General features: G+C 69.4%; 9 protein-coding genes. 7 read left to right on the top strand and 2 right to left on the bottom strand.

The window, feature by feature from the left end; genetic code table 11:
• The first annotated feature begins 88 nt into the window (after positions 1-88).
• The 6 genes from EZJ19_RS15755 to EZJ19_RS04075 all read left to right on the top strand — a co-directional run bounded on the left by EZJ19_RS15755 (position 89) and on the right by EZJ19_RS04075 (position 13,658).
• Complete coding sequence (locus tag EZJ19_RS15755; protein WP_165873454.1) at positions 89-1,807, top strand: hypothetical protein; 1,719 nt, start codon at positions 89-91, stop codon at positions 1,805-1,807.
• Entirely contained in the window at positions 1,696-2,691 is a 996-nt protein-coding gene (locus EZJ19_RS04095) for a RecB family exonuclease (RefSeq protein ID WP_165873453.1), read from the top strand. Before EZJ19_RS15755 ends, EZJ19_RS04095 begins: the two co-directional genes overlap by 112 nt.
• A 66-nt stretch (positions 2,692-2,757) precedes the next feature.
• On the top strand, positions 2,758-4,032 hold the full coding sequence (locus EZJ19_RS04090; protein WP_131445024.1) for a bifunctional O-acetylhomoserine aminocarboxypropyltransferase/cysteine synthase: 1,275 nt from the start codon (positions 2,758-2,760) through the stop codon (positions 4,030-4,032).
• Between the two features lie 140 nt (positions 4,033-4,172).
• Positions 4,173-8,627 (top strand): glutamate synthase large subunit, encoded by a 4,455-nt coding sequence (gene gltB, locus EZJ19_RS04085; RefSeq protein ID WP_131445023.1) that lies wholly within the window; start codon positions 4,173-4,175, stop codon positions 8,625-8,627.
• A gap of 4 nt (positions 8,628-8,631) precedes the next feature.
• A complete protein-coding gene (locus tag EZJ19_RS04080; RefSeq protein WP_131445022.1) occupies positions 8,632-10,035 on the top strand; it encodes an FAD-dependent oxidoreductase in 1,404 nt (467 codons plus the stop codon).
• Between the two features lie 209 nt (positions 10,036-10,244).
• Positions 10,245-13,658 carry an autotransporter domain-containing protein gene (locus EZJ19_RS04075; RefSeq protein ID WP_131445021.1) on the top strand — a complete coding sequence of 1,138 codons (3,414 nt, stop codon included), beginning with the start codon at positions 10,245-10,247 and terminating at the stop codon, positions 13,656-13,658.
• A gap of 7 nt (positions 13,659-13,665) precedes the next feature.
• Here the strand turns inward: EZJ19_RS04075 and EZJ19_RS04070 are convergent, their stop codons facing one another.
• Positions 13,666-14,562, bottom strand: coding sequence for a penta-EF hand family protein (locus EZJ19_RS04070; RefSeq protein ID WP_131445020.1), 897 nt, complete (start codon positions 14,560-14,562; stop codon positions 13,666-13,668).
• A 13-nt stretch (positions 14,563-14,575) separates the two neighbouring features.
• On the bottom strand, positions 14,576-15,157 hold the full coding sequence (locus tag EZJ19_RS04065; RefSeq protein ID WP_131445019.1) for a LemA family protein: 582 nt from the start codon (positions 15,155-15,157) through the stop codon (positions 14,576-14,578).
• Between the two features lie 147 nt (positions 15,158-15,304).
• Between EZJ19_RS04065 and fusA the strand changes: the two genes are divergently transcribed.
• Positions 15,305-17,350 (top strand): elongation factor G, encoded by a 2,046-nt coding sequence (gene fusA, locus EZJ19_RS04060; RefSeq protein WP_131445018.1) that lies wholly within the window; start codon positions 15,305-15,307, stop codon positions 17,348-17,350.
• Positions 17,351-17,392 lie beyond the last annotated feature (42 nt).

Genomic DNA, 17,392 nt, shown 5'->3' with positions numbered 1-17,392 from the left:
TCCTCTCTTCGCCCCGGTTAACGTCCGGGGTTTTTTTTGCCTGCTCGCCGGCGCCACGCCGGTCGGCGCCAGCGGCTAGAATCGCGCCATGTCCGCCAGTTTCGATGCCGCCGCCAGCGTCCTGCTCGCCGAGCAGGGCGGGCGCCTGCCCGACCTCTCCGGCGTCACCGTCTTGGTGCCCAACCATCATGTCGCGGCCGGCTTCCTCGCCGCCTTGCGCCGGCAGGTGGCGGTGCCCGTGTTCCTGCCGCCGCACCTGGTCTCGCTGCCCGCCCTGGCCGCCTCGGCCGGGCCGGCCGAGGCCCAGGCCGACAGCCTGCGCCTGGCCGCCCTGCACGGTTTCCTGGCCCGCCAGGGCTGGCTCGACGAGGCCGCGCTGTGGCCGCTCGCCCAGGGCCTGCTCGACCTGCTCGGCGAACTCGACGACGCCAGGCTGGTGCCGCCCGACGACTATGCCGGCTTTCTCGCCCGCATCGAGCGCGCGGCCGCCCCGCCGGAGCGCGAGGCGCGCCTGGTGTTCGAACTCTGGCGCGCCTTCCAGCGCGCCGCGCCGTCGCCGCGGCGCGCCTATGCCGAGGGCCTGGCGCGCTGGCTGGAGGCGGCGGCCGGGCCGCTCTACAGCCTCGGCTTGAGCGGCCTGAGCCGCCTGGAGGAGCATTTCCTGGCGGCCTGCCGGGACGCCGTCGGCCTCGTCGAGTTGCCCCTGGCGGAGCCGTACCCGGCCCGGCGGGCACTGCTCGACGTCGTCTGGCGGGCGGGCCCCGAGGCGGCCGGGTTGCGGACCCGGGCGCAGGACTGGGCCGCCGCCATGCCGGCCAGCCCGCTCGGCCTCGAACTGCTCGCCGCCGCCGACCTGGAGAGCGAGGCGCGCGCGGTCGCCCGCCGCATCCGCGCCTGGCTGACGGAGGGGCGCCGGTCGATCGCCATCGTCGCCCTCGACCGCCTCGCCGCCCGGCGCCTGCGCGCGCTGCTCGAACGCGACGGCATCCTGGTCCAGGACGAAACCGGCTGGACCTTCTCCACCGCCACGGTGAGCCATGTCCTGGACCGCTGGCTGGCCCTGCTCGCGGACGGCTTCTATCACCGCGACCTGCTCGATTTCCTGAAGTCGCCCTTTCTGTTCGGCGACCTGCCCATGTCCGAGCGGCTGGCCGCGGTAACCGCCTTCGAACGCGTCGTCGCCCGCCAGAACACGGTGGCGGGCCTGGACCGGTTCATGGCCCTGGCGGCCGCCGAGGCCCCCGGGGTGACGGCCATGCTGGCGCGCATCGCCGACGCCGCCCGGGCCTGGCGGGGCGGGCGCCGGACCTTGTCCGGCTGGCTCGAGCTACTGTTCGCCAGCCTCGACCGGCTCGCTGCCCGGGGGCCGGTGCAGGCCGACATGGCCGGCCGCCAGCTGCTCGACCTGCTCGGCCGCCTGGCCGGCGAACTGGCCGGTGACGAGACGCCGTATCCGCTTGCCGGCTGGCGCGCCTGGCTCGACCTCCAGTTGGACCGGGCCACCTTCGTCGCCGACGAGGTCGAAAGCCCGATCCGCCTCACCCACCTGGCCGCCGCCCGCCTGCGCGATTTCGATGCCGCCGTGATCCTGGGGGCGACGCCGCGCACCTGCCGGGCATCGGCGACCCCGGGCTGTTCAGCGACGCGGTGCGCCAGCAACTGGGGCTGCCCGGGGAACGCCAACGGCACGCCGAGGTGCTGGCCGATCTCATCGACGTGCTGGCCCGGTCCGGGCGCGCCCTGGTCACCTGGCAGGCCTGGCGCACGGCCGAGCCGAATGCCGGCAGTCCCTGGCTGGAACGCCTGACGGTGTTCCACCGCCTCGCCTATGGCGACGACCTGGTGCGCCGTGCCGGGCCGGTGCCCGTCGCGCCGGCCGGCCCGCCGGCGCCGACGCCGGCCGCGCCCCGCCTGGCCGGCGCGCCGAAGCGCCTGTCGGCGAGCGCCTGGCAGGCCATGGTGGATTGCCCGTACCGCTTCTTCGCCCGCCACGGTCTCGGCCTGGGCGAAGCGGAGGAGGTGGCCGAGGGAATGGAAAAGGCGGACTACGGCGAACGGGTGCACGAGATACTGCGGCGTTTCCATGCCGACCACCCGGTCCTCTCGGCGAGCCCGCGCGAAGTCCTGCTGGCCGACCTGGAAGCCACCACCGAGGCCGCCTTCCGGGGCCGCGAGCGGGACGACTACCTGGCCCTGGCCTGGCGCCAGCGCTGGCTCGGCCACCTGCCGGCCTACCTGGACTGGGCCCTGGCGCGCGAGGCCTCCGGCCGGCGCTGGCGCGAGTCGGAAACCCGGTTCGAGAAGGAATGGCCGCTACCGGGCGGCGGCGCGGTGACCCTGTACGGCCGCCTCGACCGCATCGACGACGGCCCGGCGGGCCCCGAGTTGCTCGACTACAAGACGCAGAACCGGAGCGTCCTGCGCAGCCGCCTGAAGGTGGCCGGCGAGGATGTCCAGTTGCCCTTCTACGGCCTCCTGGCGGGGGCCGCCGAGGCCGGCCTGGTCGCCCTCGACGACGACCGGGTGGAACTGGTGGCCCTGCCGCGGCCGCTGGCCGAGGCCAGTGCCGAGGAGGGCGCCCGTCTGGCGGCCACCCTGGCCGCGCTCGCGGCGGGCGCCCCGCTGCCCGCCCACGGCGCACCGGAAACCTGCCGCCGGTGCGAGATGCGGGGGCTCTGCCGGCGCCCGTAAGGCGGCCAATGACAGCTCGCCGCAACGGGACAATAATGACTGCCCCGTTAGGCGGAGTAGCCATCCATGAAGATCGAAACCCTGGCCGTGCACGCCGGTTATGTCCCCGAGCCCACCACCAAGGCGGTGGCGGTGCCCATCTACCAGACCACCTCGTACGCCTTCGACAGCACCCAGCACGGCGCCGACCTGTTCGATCTCAAGGTCCAGGGCAACATCTACACCCGCATCATGAACCCGACCACCGATGTGCTGGAGAAGCGCGTCGCGGCGTTGGAGGGCGGCATCGGCGCCCTCGCCGTGGCGTCCGGCATGGCGGCGGTGACCTACGCCATCCAGACCATCGCCGAGGCGGGCGACAACATCATCAGCAGCGGGACCCTGTACGGCGGCACCTACAACCTGTTCGCCCATACCCTGCCGCAGTACGGCATCCAGGTGCGCTTCGCCGACCACCGCGAGCCGGCCAGCTTCGAGGCGCTGATCGACGAGCGCACCAAGGCGATCTACTGCGAATCCATCGGCAACCCGCTCGGCAACGTGGTCGACATCGGCGCCCTGGCCGAGATCGCCCATCGCCATGGCATCCCCCTGATCGTCGACAACACCGTGCCCACCCCGGCCCTGTGCCGGCCGTTCGAGCACGGTGCCGACATCGTCGTGCACGCCCTGACCAAGTACATGGGCGGCCACGGCAACTCCATCGGCGGCTGCATCGTCGACTCCGGCAAGTTCCCCTGGGCCGAGCACAAGGCCCGCTTCAAGCGCCTGAACGAACCCGACGTGTCCTACCACGGGGTCGTCTACACCGAGGCCCTGGGCGCCGCGGCCTACATCGGCCGGGCCCGCGTGGTGCCGCTGCGCAACATGGGCGCGGCGCTCTCGCCGTTCAACAGCTTCCTGATCCTGCAGGGCCTGGAGACCCTGCCCCTGCGCATGGACCGGATCTGCGACAACACCCTCAAGGTGGCCGAGTACCTGGCCGGCCATCCGCTGGTGGCCTGGGTCAACTACGCCGGCCTGGCCGACCACGTCAGCCGGCCGCTGGTCGACAAATACATGGGCGGACGCGCCTCCGGCATCCTGTCGTTCGGGATCAAGGGCGGTCGCGAGGCGGGCGGCCGCTTCATCGACGCCCTGAATCTGGTCGTGCGCCTGGTCAACATCGGCGACGCCAAGTCCCTGGCCTGCCACCCGGCCTCGACCACCCACCGCCAGTTGTCGCCGGCCGAGATGGCCAAGGCGGGGGTGTCCGAGGACATGGTACGGCTGTCGATCGGCATCGAGCACATCGACGACATCCTGTCCGACCTGGAACAGGCACTGGCGGCCGCCGGCTGACCCGGGATGGTGCCGACGGCGCCCCAATGTTGGGCATCCGGGGGCGCCATCCCACACTGACGGTCGGGTTGGCGCAAGCCCTTGAACGCGCTAGAATTCCCGCCCTTTTATCCGTACTCCATCCCTCGGCGATCAGAAAAATGGACGATCGACAAAGCCGCTTGTGCGGCACGCTATACAGCCCTGATTTCGAACAGGACAGCTGCGGCTTCGGCCTCATTGCGCAACTGGACGACCAGGCCACCCACAAGCTGGTGCAGACCGCCATCTCCTCCTTGGCCTGCATGACCCACCGGGGCGCCGTGGCGGCCGATGGCAAGTCGGGCGACGGCTGCGGCCTCCTGTTCAAGAAGCCCGATGCCTTCCTGCGCACCGTCGCCGCCGAGGCCGGCTTCGGCCTGGCCGAGCGCTATGCCGCCGGCCTGGTGTTCCTGAGCCAGGACAGTGGCAAGGCCCAGCGTGCCCGCGACCTGCTGTTCGCCGAGCTGCGGGGCGAAGGGCTGGAGCCGCTCGGCTTCCGCAAGGTGCCCACCGACAACAGCGCCCTGGGCGAGTACGCCCTGAAGAGCCTGCCGGTGATCGAGCAGTTGTTCGTCAACTGCCCGGATGCCGTCGACGCCGAGATCTTCGAGCGCAAGCTCTACATCGCCCGGCGCAAGGTGGAGAAGGCCGTCCACGACGACGACGCCACCTTCTATATGCCGACCCTGTCCGGCCGCGTCATCTCCTACAAGGGCCTGGTGATGCCGGCCTACCTGCCGGTGTTCTACCCGGATCTCAACGACGAGCGCTTCGCCTCCGCCCTGGCGGTGTTCCACCAGCGCTTCTCGACCAACACCTGGCCGGAGTGGCGCCTGGCCCAGCCGTTCCGCTACCTGGCCCACAACGGCGAGATCAACACCCTGCAGGGCAACCGCAACTGGTCGCGCGCCCGGGAACGCAAGTTCGAATCGCCCCTGATCCCCAACATGGCGGACGTCCGGCCCATGGTCGGCAGCCGCGGCTCCGACTCCATGAGCTTCGACAACATGCTGGAAGGCCTGGTCATGGGCGGCGCCGGCTTGTTCCGCGCCATGCGCATGATGGTGCCGCCGGCCTGGCAGAACGTCACCAACATGGACCCCGAGGTCAAGGCCTTCTACGAGTACAACTCCATGCACATGGAGCCCTGGGACGGCCCCGCCGGCATCGTCATGACCGACGGCCGCTACGGCGTCTGCCTGCTCGACCGCAACGGCCTGCGCCCGGCCCGCTGGGTGATCACCAAGGACCGCTACGTCACCATCGCCTCGGAAGTCGGCGTGTGGGACTACGGCGGCCCCGAGAACATCGTCGCCAAGGGCCGCGTGCGCCCGGGCCAGATGGTCGCCGCCGACCTCGAGACCGGCAAGTTCCTGCTGCCCGAGGACATCGACGCCGAACTGAAGGGACGCCATCCCTACCGCCAGTGGCTGAACCAGAACGCCCACCGGCTGGACCTGGGCACCGAGCAGGACGCCAATGCCCCGGCCATGGACGCCGCCTCCGTGGCGACCTATCAGAAGCTGTTCAACGTCAGCTTCGAGGAACTCGACCAGGTCGTCCGCGTGCTCGCCGAGGCCGGCCAGGAGGCGGTCGGCTCCATGGGCGACGACACCCCCATGGCGGTGCTCAGCCAGAAGGTCCGCTCGCCGTTCGACTACCTGCGCCAGCAGTTCGCCCAGGTGACCAACCCGCCCATCGACCCGATCCGGGAAGCGGTGGTGATGTCGCTGCACACCGAGTTCGGCCGCGAGATGAACCTGTTCAAGGAGACGCCGGAACACGCCAAGCGCATGGAGGTCACCTCGCCGGTGCTGTCGCACGACAAGTTCACCGCCGTGACCACCAGCGCGGACCCGTCCTACGCGTCGATCTCCCTGAATCTCAACTACGATCCCGCGGCGACCGACCTCAAGGGCGCCCTGGTCCAGCTGGCCGCCGACGCGGTCAGCGCGGTCAAGGACGGCAAGGTGATCATCGTCCTGTCCGACCGCAACGTCGCCAAGGACCGCCTGCCCATCCATGCCCTGTTCGCCATCGGCGCCGTGCACCACGGCCTGATCGACGCCGGCCTGCGCTGCGACTGCAACCTGGTCGTGGAGACCGGCGCCGCGCGCGACCCGCACCAGATCGCCTGCCTGATCGGCTACGGTGCCACCGCGGTCTACCCGTACCTGGCCTACCAGAGCATCCTGGAGCTGGTGCGCAGCGGCGAGGTCAAGCTGACCCCGTACAAGGCCCTGGCCAATTTCCGCAAGGGCATCGACAAGGGTCTCCTGAAGGTCATGTCCAAGATGGGCATCTCGGCCATCGCCAGCTACCGCGGCGCCCAGCTGTTCGAGATCGTCGGCATGCACGAGGCGGTCGTCGACATGTGCTTCCGGGGGACCGTGTCGCGCGTCTCCGGCGCCGCCTTCGAGGACTTCGAGGCGGACCAGAAGAAGCTGGTGCGCGCCGCCTACAACCCGCTCAAGCCGGTGCCCGCGGGCGGCCTGCTCAAGTTCATGTACGGCGAGGAATACCACGCCTACAACCCGGACGTCGTCCAGGCCCTGCAGAAGGCCGTGAAGACCGGCGACTACGCGGCCTACAAACAGTACGCCGAGATCGTCAATTCGCGCCCGGTCGCCATGTTCCGCGACCTCATGCGCCTGAAGGCGACCACGCCGGTCAGCCTGGACGAGGTGGAGCCGGTCGAGAAGATCCTCAAGCGCTTCGACTCCGCCGGCATGTCGCTGGGCGCCCTGTCGCCCGAGGCCCACGAGTCCCTGGCCGAGGGCATGAACCGCATCGGCGGCCGCTCCAACTCCGGCGAGGGCGGCGAGGACCCGGCCCGCTATGGCACCGTCAAGATGTCCAAGATCAAGCAGGTGGCGTCCGGCCGCTTCGGCGTCACGCCGCACTACCTGGTCAACGCCGAGGTCCTGCAGATCAAGGTCGCCCAGGGCGCCAAGCCCGGCGAGGGCGGCCAACTGCCCGGCGGCAAGGTCAACGAGCTGATCGCGACCCTGCGCCACACCAAGCCCGGCATCACCCTGATCTCGCCGCCGCCGCACCACGACATCTACTCGATCGAGGACCTGGCCCAGCTGATCTTCGACCTCAAGCAGGTCAACCCGGAGGCCCTGGTGTCCGTGAAGCTGGTGGCCGAGCCCGGCGTCGGCACCATCGCCGCCGGCGTCGCCAAGGCCTACGCCGACCTGATCACCATCTCCGGCTACGACGGCGGCACCGGCGCCTCGCCGCTGACCTCGGTCAAGTACGCCGGCACCCCGTGGGAACTCGGCCTCACCGAGGCCCAGCAGGTGCTGCGCGCCAACGGCCTGCGCGGCCGCGTGCGGGTGCAGACCGACGGCGGCCTGAAGACCGGCCTGGACGTGATCAAGGCGGCCATCCTGGGCGCCGAGTCGTTCGGCTTCGGCACCGCCCCGATGATCTCCCTGGGCTGCAAGTACCTGCGCATCTGCCACCTGAACAACTGCGCCACCGGCGTCGCCACCCAGGACGCCAAGCTGCGCAAGGAACACTTCGTCGGCCTGCCCGACATGGTGGTGAACTTCTTCACCTTCGTCGCCATGGAGACCCGCGAGCTGATGGCCCAGCTGGGCATCCGCAAGTTCGAGGACCTGATCGGCCGCACCGACCTGCTGGAACTGCTGGAGGGCGAGTCGGACAAGCAGAAGCGCCTCAAGCTGGACATCCTGCTCAGCCAGGGCAGCATCGCCGAGACCGAGCCGCGCTACTGCGTCGAGGCCCGCAACCCGTCCTTCGACAAGGGCGAGCTGGCCGAGCAGATGGTCAAGGACGCCATCGACGGCATCAAGAGCAAGACGCCGCAGCGCCTGGAATACGCGGTACGCAACGTCAACCGCTCGATCGGTGCCCGCCTGTCCGGCGAGATCGCCAGGGCGCACGGCGCCGACGGCCTGCCGGACGATTGCCTGCACATCAAGCTGACCGGCTCGGCCGGCCAGAGCTTCGGGGTCTGGAACCACAAGGGCCTGACCCTCGAGATCGAAGGCGACGCCAACGACTACGTCGGCAAGGGCATGGCCGGCGGCCGCCTGGTCATCTACCCGCCCAAGGGTTCGGCCTTCGAGTCGCACAAGACCACCGCGCTGGGCAACACCTGCCTGTACGGCGCCACCGGCGGCGAGTTGTACGCCGCGGGCATCGCCGGCGAGCGCTTCGGGGTGCGCAACTCCGGCGCCCTGGCCGTGGTGGAAGGCGTCGGCGACCACTGCTGCGAGTACATGACCGGCGGCTGCATCATCGTCCTCGGCGACACCGGCCTGAACTTCGGCGCCGGCATGACCGGCGGCTTCGCCATGGTCTACGACGAGGGCAGCCACTTTGCCGAGCGCTACAACAACGAGCTGATCGACATCAACCGCATCAACGACGAGAAGACCAGCGAACACCGCGCCTTCCTGCGCGAGAAGCTGGACAAGCACCTGCGCCAGACCGGCTCCGCCCGCGCCGCCTGGATGCTGGAGCACTTCAACGACGTGGTGAACAAGTTCTGGCTGGTCAAATCCAAGGCCCTGAGCCTGGATAGCCTGTTGAAGGATTAATGCGATGTCCGACGTCTTCCAATTTATCAAGATCGCCCGCCGCGACGGCGCCAAGACCCCGGCCGAGGTGCGCAAGGCCGAGTTCAAGGAGATCTACGCCCAGATGGACGTGGACCAGGCCAAGGAACAGGCCGGGCGCTGCCTGGCCTGCGGCAACCCGTACTGCGAGTGGAAGTGCCCGGTGCACAACTACATCCCCAACTGGCTCAAGCTGGTCGACGAGGGGCGCCTGTTCGAGGCGGCCGAGCTGTCCCACCAGACCAACTCGCTGCCCGAGGTGTGCGGCCGGGTCTGCCCGCAGGACCGCCTGTGCGAGGGCTCCTGCACCCTGAACCAGTGCGACTTCGGTGCCGTCACCATCGGCCAGGTCGAACGCTACATCTCCGAGACGGCCTTTGCCCAGGGCTGGCGTCCGGACATGTCCAAGGTGGTGGCGAGCGGCAAGCGCGTCGCCATCGTCGGCGCCGGCCCGGCGGGACTGGCCTGCGCCGACGTCCTGGTGCGCAACGGCGTCCTGCCGGTGGTCTACGACCGCTACGAGGAGATCGGCGGCCTGCTCACCTTCGGTATCCCCGAATTCAAGATGGAAAAGACCATCATGATGCGTCGCCGCGAGGTCTTCCAGGGCATGGGCGTGGAGTTCCGCCTGGGCGTCGAGATTGGCAAGGACATCCCGTTCCGGCAACTGGTCGACGAGTACGACGCCGTGTTCATGGGCATGGGCACCTACACCTTCATGCAGGCCGGCATCCCCGGCGAAGACCTGCCCGGCGTCATGCCGGCGCTGCCGTTCCTGATCTCCAACGTCAAGCACTGCCTGGGCATGGCCCAGGACGAGTTCATCGACATGCAGGGCCAGCGCGTGGTGGTCCTGGGCGGCGGCGACACCGCCATGGACTGCAACCGCACCTCGATCCGCCAGGGCGCCGCCTCGGTGACCTGCGCCTACCGCCGCGACGAGGCCAACATGCCCGGCTCCAAGCGGGAAGTGGCCAACGCCAAGGAAGAGGGCGTGCAGTTCCTCTGGAACCGCCAGCCGGTCGAAGTCGTCGGCAACGGCAAGGTGGAGGGCATCAAGCTGGTCACCACCACCCTGGGCGAGCCGGACGCGCGCGGCCGCCGCTCGCCGGTGGTGGTCGAGGGCTCCGAGGAGATCGTGCCCTGCGACCGCATCCTGGTGGCCTTCGGCTTCCGGCCCAACCCGCAGCCCTGGTTCGCCGACTTCGGCATCACCACGGACCAGGCCGGCCGGGTCATCGCCAAGGGTCACGGCCATGCCATGCAAACCGCCAACGCGAAGATTTTCGCCGGCGGCGACATGGTGCGCGGCTCCGACCTGGTGGTCACCGCGGTCTGGGAAGGCCGCGAGGCCGCCAAGGGCATCCTGGAGTACCTCGACCTGGCCTGATCCGGGACCGGGCGCTGCGATGTCCCGGATCGTCCCCCCGCACGCGGCCGCCTAGACGGCCGCGTGTGTTTTCGGCTTGCCGCGCGCGGGCCCGAAACGGGCCGCATGTACGGGATTCCCGGACAGGCTTGTCCGGAATATGGGGCTAGACTCTTAAGCATTTCTTAAGTTGGCCGGGCGCATTGCTTCGCCCGCAACGAGGTGATGCCATGAGCCGATTCCGTTCCTCGCCCAGTCCGATCGTTCTGGCGATCGCCCTGGCCTTCAGCCCGGTCGCGCATGCGCTCGATAGCCACTGGACCGGCGCGACCGGCGACTGGTTCGACGCCGGCAATTGGGACAACGGTGTCCCCACCGGCCTCGACAGCGCAACCATCGGCAACGCCGGAACGGCGCAGGTGCCGGATGGGACGGCCGCCGAGGCGCAATACCTCACCGTGGGCGGGAGCGGCACGCTGGAGATCGTTGGTGCCGGTACCCTGGCGACAAGCTATGGCGTCACCCTCGGCAGTGCGAGCAGCGACGACGGCACGATCCGCGTGACCGGCGCGGGCGCATCGTGGAGCAACGGCGGCAGTTTCTTCGTCGGCCTGTACGGGACCGGCACGCTGACCGTCGACGGCGGCGGCACCCTGGAAAACACCAATCCGTCCCAACACGCCTACGTCGGCTATGGCGCCGGCAGCAGTGGGACGGTCAACGTCGACGGTGTCGGCTCGACCTGGGACAACGTCGCGGACATCTATCTGGGTCGCGACGGCAGCGGCACGCTGAACGTCTCGAACGGCGGCCAGGTGACCAGTGCCTACGGCACCCTGGCCCAGAGGACCGGCAGCACGGGCTCGGCGACGATCACCGGAAGCGGCTCCGGCTGGTCGGTCGCGAGCGGCCTTTACGTCGGCTCGGCCTCGAACGGCGAACTCGACATCCTGGACGGCGGCGCCGTCTCCGCCAGTTGGGGATATCTGGGCAATCAGGCCGACTCATACGGTGCGCTCACCGTATCCGGGCCGGGTTCGACCTGGACCGACACCAACGGCCTATACGTGGGCTTCCAGGGTGAAGGCGTGCTTGCCGTCGAAGACGGTGCTTCGGCGAACGGCAAGAACGGTTTCATCGGCTACGAATCGACCGGGGTCGGCACGGCTACGGTCACCGGCGCCGATTCGACGTGGACGAACAGCAACTGGCTGGCCGTCGGCATGTACGGCAACGGGACGCTGCGGGTCGAGGCCGGCGGCCGGGCCGAGAGCTACCTCGGCTATATCGCCTACGAGGCCGGCAGCACGGGGGCGGCGATTGTGAGCGGCAGCGGCTCGACCTGGGCGTCGGACTACCTCTATGTCGGCTGGGGCAGCAGCGGCACCCTGACGGTCGAGAACGGCGGCACCGTGACCGGCCTGTACGGCTATGTCGGCCGGACCGGCGGCGACGGCACGGCGTTGGTGACCGGCAGCGGCTCGAGCTGGGCGATCGTCAACCAGCTCGAGGTCGGCTCCTACGGTACCGGCGCCCTGACCATCGCGGACGGCGCGACGGTCAGCGACACCGACGGCATCGTCGGAAACCAGGCCGGCGTCACGGGCACGGTCCGGGTCGACGGCGGCACCTGGAGCAACAGCGGCTTCCTGCGCGTCGGCAACCTCGGCACTGGGACGCTGGACATCGTCAACGGCGGCGTGGTCACGAGCGGCCGGACCTTGATCGGCCTGTTCGGCGACGGCGTCGGCAGCGTCGACATCAGCGGCGCCGGCTCCCTGCTGGACACTGGCGGCAACGAACTCTACGTGGCCAGCGACGGTACGGCGACGCTGACGGTCGCGGCGGGCGGCGAGCTGCGCAGCGGCACGGCCTATATCGGCAGCAACTCGGGCAGCCAGGGCGAGGTCAGCGTGCTGGGCAGCGGGTCGAGCTGGACCAATGCCGGTGCCCTCTACGTCGGCCTCGATGGAACCGGCACCCTGACCGTCGGCAGCGGCGCCGAGGTGTCCAGCGGCAGCGCCTATGTCCATGGCTTGTTGAGCGTGGACGGCCTGTTCAGCGCCGCGACGACGAGCGTCCGGAGCGGGGGTACGGTGGCTGGCACGGGCACCTTGGCCGGCGACCTCGGTTTGGCTGGCGGCACCCTGGCGCCGGGCAATTCCATCGGTACCCTGACCGTGGCCGGCAACCTGGATTTCGATGCCGACAGCGTCTACGCGGTGGAAGTGGACGCCGCCGGCAATTCGGACCTGACCGTGGTGACCGGTACGGCGAGCCTGGCCGGCACCGTGCATGTCCTGCCGGAGCCGGGCAGCTACCAGGACGCCACGCAGTACACCATCCTGTCGGCGGCCGCGTTGTCGAGCAGCTTCGACGCCACCACCATCGACGCCGATTTCGCCTTCCTGACCCCCAGCCTGAGCCAGGACACCGGCAACGTCTACCTGACCCTGGTGCGCAACGACGTCAGCTATGCCGAGGCCGGCGACAGTCCCAACCAGCAGTCGGTGGGCGACGTGCTCGACCAACTGGCCGACAGCGACCCGGCCGCCGTCTCGGATATCCTCGACAACCTCAACGTGCTCGACAACGACGCCGTCGGCTACGCCCTCGACCGCCTGAGCGGCGTCCAGCTCGGCTTCTTCTCCGGCTTCGGGAGCGGCCAGGGCTGGCGCTTCCTGTCCCTGATCCTGGACCGCCTGTCCTCGGACCACGGTCCCTGGCGCAGCGCGGACGCCGAACCGGTGCGCGTCGCCAGTGCCTCGGACGCCTCCTTGCGCGGGCTGCTCGCCGGCGCCCCGGCCGCTCCGGAGCGCGGCCTCTGGGTCAAGGTGTTCGGCAGCCATGCCGAGATCGACGCCACGGCCGATGCCTACGGCGCCGATTCGGACACGCGCGGCTTCCTGCTCGGCGGCGACCGCCGCTTCGACGGCGACCTGCGCGCCGGCCTGGCCGTCGGCTACGCCGGCAGCGACGTGGACAGCACCGGTAGCCGCCTCGACATGGACAGCTACCAACTGGCCGCCTACCTGTCCTGGACGCCCGCCGACTATTACCTGGATGCCTCCGTCGGCTACGGCTGGCATGCCGCGGACAGCCGCCGTTCGGTGGTCGTCGGCAGCTATGCCGAGACCGCGTCGGCCGATTACGACGGCAACAGCCTGGCGCTCGGCGTCGAGGCCGGCCGGCTGTACAAGTGGGGCAGGAACGGCACCGTCGCCCCCTTCGTCGGGCTCGGCTACAACCGCTTCGAACGGGACGGCTTCACCGAGCACGGCGGCGGCCAGGCCGACCTGGCGGTGGCCGGTTCCACGGACGAGTCGGTCCGTTCCAGCCTCGGCCTGCAGTTCGGCTACGCCTATCGGAGTGACGGCGGCACCGGCGTCTGGTCGTCTCTGCGCGCCGCTTGGCTGCACGAATTCGCCGACACCGCGTCCCGGGTGACGGCCGGCTTTGCCGCCGCCCCGGACCTGACCTTCAGCGTGGCCGGTCCGGCCCTGGACCGCGACCGCCTGCAAGTGAGCGCCGACGTGAAGCTGGCGCTGTCCCGGCGCGACTGGCTGTCGTTCGCCTATACGGGGGAATTCGCCGGCTCCGACCATGGCCATGGCCTGACCTTCACCTACCGGCGCGAGTGGTGATCGGGCCCTAGACCGCCGTTTGCAGGGCGACGGCCAGGCCGACCAGGCTGGCCATGCCCGCGAGGCCGTGCAACCAGACCCGCAGCCGGTAGCGGCCGGCGAGTTGTTCGGGCGGGAAGGCGGCGACCAGGAAGGGCCGGCCGAAGCGCGGCCGGGTCAGGCGGTGGTTGACCACCCGGGCCAGCGTCGCGGCGCGCCGCCGTTCCATTTCCCGGCGCGCCTCGTCGAGCGCGCGTTGCCACTCCCGGTCATCGATGACGCCATCCCGGTCGAGGTCGAAGCGGCGCTTGAGGTCGTCCGGATAGGCCTTCCAGTCGTTCAGGATGTCCGCCAGCTCCTGGCGTTCGTCGAAGCGGACCTGCTCGGCGCCATCGCTGCTGAACTCGCCGATGGCGTAGAGCGGGTCGCCGGCCAGCAGCAGTTCCTCCTCGACCTTGTTGTCGCCGTCCAGGTAGGTCTCCTTGCGCTTGGCCGAGACCTCGGCCTCGCTCGGGTCGATCTGGCACAGGCCGGTGCCGTCGTCGAGCAGGAAGGGCGAGACGCTCTCGTCCATCTCGGTCTGCCGCCACTTGTCCTCGTTGTCCTTCACGAAGTGCCGGTAGCGATACCACAGGCAGGGCAGGCGATGGGTCGGGCTGAGGACGGGCAGGTCGGCATAGGCGCGGCCGCTGCCGACCAGTTCCACGTAGCCCTGCGCCGCCGAGGCGATGCGCGAGGTCGGGGTATCGGCGATGGCGCGCTGGCGGCGCAGGTTGGCCAGCCAGGCGAGCACGGCGAGCACCAGGATGGTGGCGGCGATGCCGACCCAGGCGAGGGCCGACTGGAACTGCAGGCCGGCCACCAGGAGCATCAGGTAACCGCCGCCGGACAGCCAGTCCTGCCAGTAGCGGCGCAGCCGGGCCATCGCTCAGGCCGGCTCAGGCATGGCCTCCGAACAGCTGCTTGATGTCGACGTCGGCCTTCTCGGCCTCGGCGAAGCGGAGCAGCTGGGCACGCTGGAAGCGGAACATCCCGGCGACGATGGAATCGGGGAACTGCTCGATGCGCACGTTGTTGATGTTGACGCTGTCGTTGTACAGCTCGCGCCGGTCGGCGATGGCGTTCTCCAGGGCGGTGATGCGCTGTTGCAGCTGCATGAACTGCTCGTTGGCCTTCAGGTCCGGATAGGCCTCGACCACCGCGAACAGCTGACCGAGGCCGGCGCGCAGGGCCCCCTCGGCCAGGCCGAGGCCGGCGACGTCGTGGTTCTCGCGCGCGGTCTGGACGCGGCTGCGCGCCTCGGTCACCTTCTCAAGGGTGGCCTGCTCGAATTCCTTGTACTGCCGGCAGGTCTCGACCAGCTTCGGCAGCTCGTCGTGGCGCTGCTTGAGCAGGACGTCGATGTTGGCCCAGGCCATGCTGACGTTGTGCTTGATCTGCACCAGGCTGTTGTAGATTGCGACGCCGTAGATCAGGGCCAGCAGCAACGACCCGAGGACGATGACGGTGACGACCAGCATGGCGGGGCCTCCTCGTTGGCAATGCCCGCATCATAGGGCAATCGGCCAGGCCCCGGGCTATTGAAGATGCTAATGTCCGTTGAAGGCGGCAGGCGGCCTCCCTATACTGCGCGAAACCGCACTCACAGCCCAAGCAGGAAAAACAACATGACAAACTACACTCCCGATAACGTTCGTACCTTAGCTTTCGTCGGCCATGGCGGGGCCGGCAAGACTTCCCTGATCGAGACCCTGTTGGCCAAGTCCGGCGCCATCGCTGCCGCGGGCAGCGTGGCCAAGGGCAGCACGGTGTGCGACTACGATCCGCTGGAGAAGGAACACCTGCATTCGGTCAAGCTGGCCGTGGCGCACCTGGAACACCTGGGTACCCGCGTGCACATGCTCGACACCCCGGGCTATCCCGATTTCATGGGCCAGGCCATGTGTGCCCTGGACGCGGTGGAAACGGTCGCCGTGGTGATCGACGCCCAGAAGGGGGTCGAACTGACGGCCAGCCGGATGATGCATTGGGCGCAGACGCGCAAGCTCGACCGCATGGTCGTGGTCAACAAGATCGACGCCCCAGGCGTCGACCTGCCGGGCCTGCTGGCCGACATCCAGGCCGCCTTCGGACGCGAGTGCCTGCCCATCAACCTGCCGGCGGCCGGCGGCAGCCAGGTCACCGACTGCTTCTTCAACCCCGGCGGCGAGGCCGATTTCTCCTCCGTCGCCGATGCCCACCGCGCCCTGGTCGACCAGGTCGTCGAGGTGGACGAGGAGTTGATGAACATCTACCTGGAACAGGGCGAGGTGCAGCCGGAACAGTTGCATGCCCCCTTCGAGCAGGCCCTGCGCGAGGGTCACCTGGTGCCGGTGTGCTTCGTCTCGGCCCAGACCGGCGCCGGCACCGCCGAGCTGCTCGACATCCTGGTCAAGCTGCTGCCTAACCCGACCGAGGGCAATCCGCCCCTGTTCGTCAAGGGCGAAGGCGACGCGGAGGAGCCGTTCAACTCCGAGCCCGACCCGGCCAAGCACGTCATCGCCCACATCTTCAAGGTCGAGATGGACCCCTACGTGGGCAAGACCTGCGTCCTGCGCGTGCACCAGGGCACCGTCACGCCGAACAGCCAGCTCTACATCGGCGAGGGCCGCAAGCCGTTCAAGGTCGGCCACCTGTACCTGCTCCAGGGCAAACAGCTCAGCGACCTGGACGCCGCCGTCCCGGGCGACATCTGCGCCGTCACCAAGGTCGAGGAACTGGGCTTCGACATGGTCCTGCACGACGCCGCCGACGACGACCACATCCACATGCGCGCGCTCGACTTCCCGCATGCCGTGTTCGGCCTCGCCGTGCGGCCGAAGAAGCAGGCCGACGCCTCCAAGCTGTCCGAGGTCCTGCACAAGCTGACCGCCGAGGATCCGGGCCTGCACGTCGAGCACGACGCCACCACGCACGAGGCGGTGATCCGCGGCCTGGGCGAGATGCACCTGGCCAACGTGCTGGAAAAGATGCGCGAGCAGTTCCGCCTCGAGGTCGATACCCATCCGCCGACCATCCCCTACCGCGAGACCATCCTGGCCCCCGCCGAGGGCCACCACCGGCACAAGAAGCAGTCCGGCGGCGCCGGCCAGTTCGGCGAGGTCTACCTGCGCGTCGAGCCGATGGAACGCGGCCTGGGCTTCGAGTTCGTCGACGCGGTCAAGGGCGGCGTCATCCCGGGGACCTTCATCCCGGCGGTGGAGAAGGGCGTGCGCCAGGCCATGGGCCTGGGCGCGGCGGCCGGCTTCCCGCTGCAGGACATCCGGGTCACCGTCTACGACGGCAAGAACCACCCGGTCGACGGCAAGGAGATCGCCTTCGTCACCGCCGGCAAGAAGGCCTTCCAGGACGCCATGGCGAAGGCCAAGCCGATCGTCCTGGAGCCCATCGTCAACATCGAGCTGACCGTGCCGGAGCCCTTCTTCGGCGACGTCAGCGGCGACCTGTCCGGGCGTCGCGGCCAGATCACCGGCAGCCAGCCGGGACGCGGCGGCATGATGATGCTGAACGGCCTGGTGCCGCTCGCCGAACTGGACAACTTCCAGCAGCGCCTGAAGGCGATCACCGGCGGCCAGGGTTCCTATACCCTGGAGCTGTCGCACTACGAGCAGGTGCCGCCCATGGTCCAGCAGCAGCTGGCGGCCCAGTTCAAGCCGGTCGAGGACGAGCAGTAACGCCGGAGCGGTAAGGGATGGGCAGGGGCGTTAGACTACGCC

This window comes from Parasulfuritortus cantonensis, from assembly GCF_004337445.1.
Taxonomy (GTDB): Bacteria; Pseudomonadota; Gammaproteobacteria; order Burkholderiales; family Thiobacillaceae; genus Parasulfuritortus; species Parasulfuritortus cantonensis.
Note: the sequence above shows the minus strand (reverse complement) of the source record. Positions and strands in the feature narration are given on the sequence as shown.

Bases quoted from the DNA above. Each gene is read 5' to 3' on its own strand.
- EZJ19_RS04065 (WP_131445019.1), bottom strand. From the start codon at position 15,157: ATGCTGGTCGTCACCGTCATCGTCCTCGGGTCGTTGCTGCTGGCCCTG.
- EZJ19_RS04090 (WP_131445024.1), top strand. From the start codon at position 2,758: ATGAAGATCGAAACCCTGGCCGTGCACGCCGGTTATGTCCCCGAGCCC.
- EZJ19_RS04070 (WP_131445020.1), bottom strand. From the start codon at position 14,562: ATGGCCCGGCTGCGCCGCTACTGGCAGGACTGGCTGTCCGGCGGCGGT.
- EZJ19_RS15755 (WP_165873454.1), top strand. From the start codon at position 89: ATGTCCGCCAGTTTCGATGCCGCCGCCAGCGTCCTGCTCGCCGAGCAG.
- gltB (WP_131445023.1), top strand. From the start codon at position 4,173: ATGGACGATCGACAAAGCCGCTTGTGCGGCACGCTATACAGCCCTGAT.
- fusA (WP_131445018.1), top strand. From the start codon at position 15,305: ATGACAAACTACACTCCCGATAACGTTCGTACCTTAGCTTTCGTCGGC.
- EZJ19_RS04075 (WP_131445021.1), top strand. From the start codon at position 10,245: ATGAGCCGATTCCGTTCCTCGCCCAGTCCGATCGTTCTGGCGATCGCC.
- EZJ19_RS04080 (WP_131445022.1), top strand. From the start codon at position 8,632: ATGTCCGACGTCTTCCAATTTATCAAGATCGCCCGCCGCGACGGCGCC.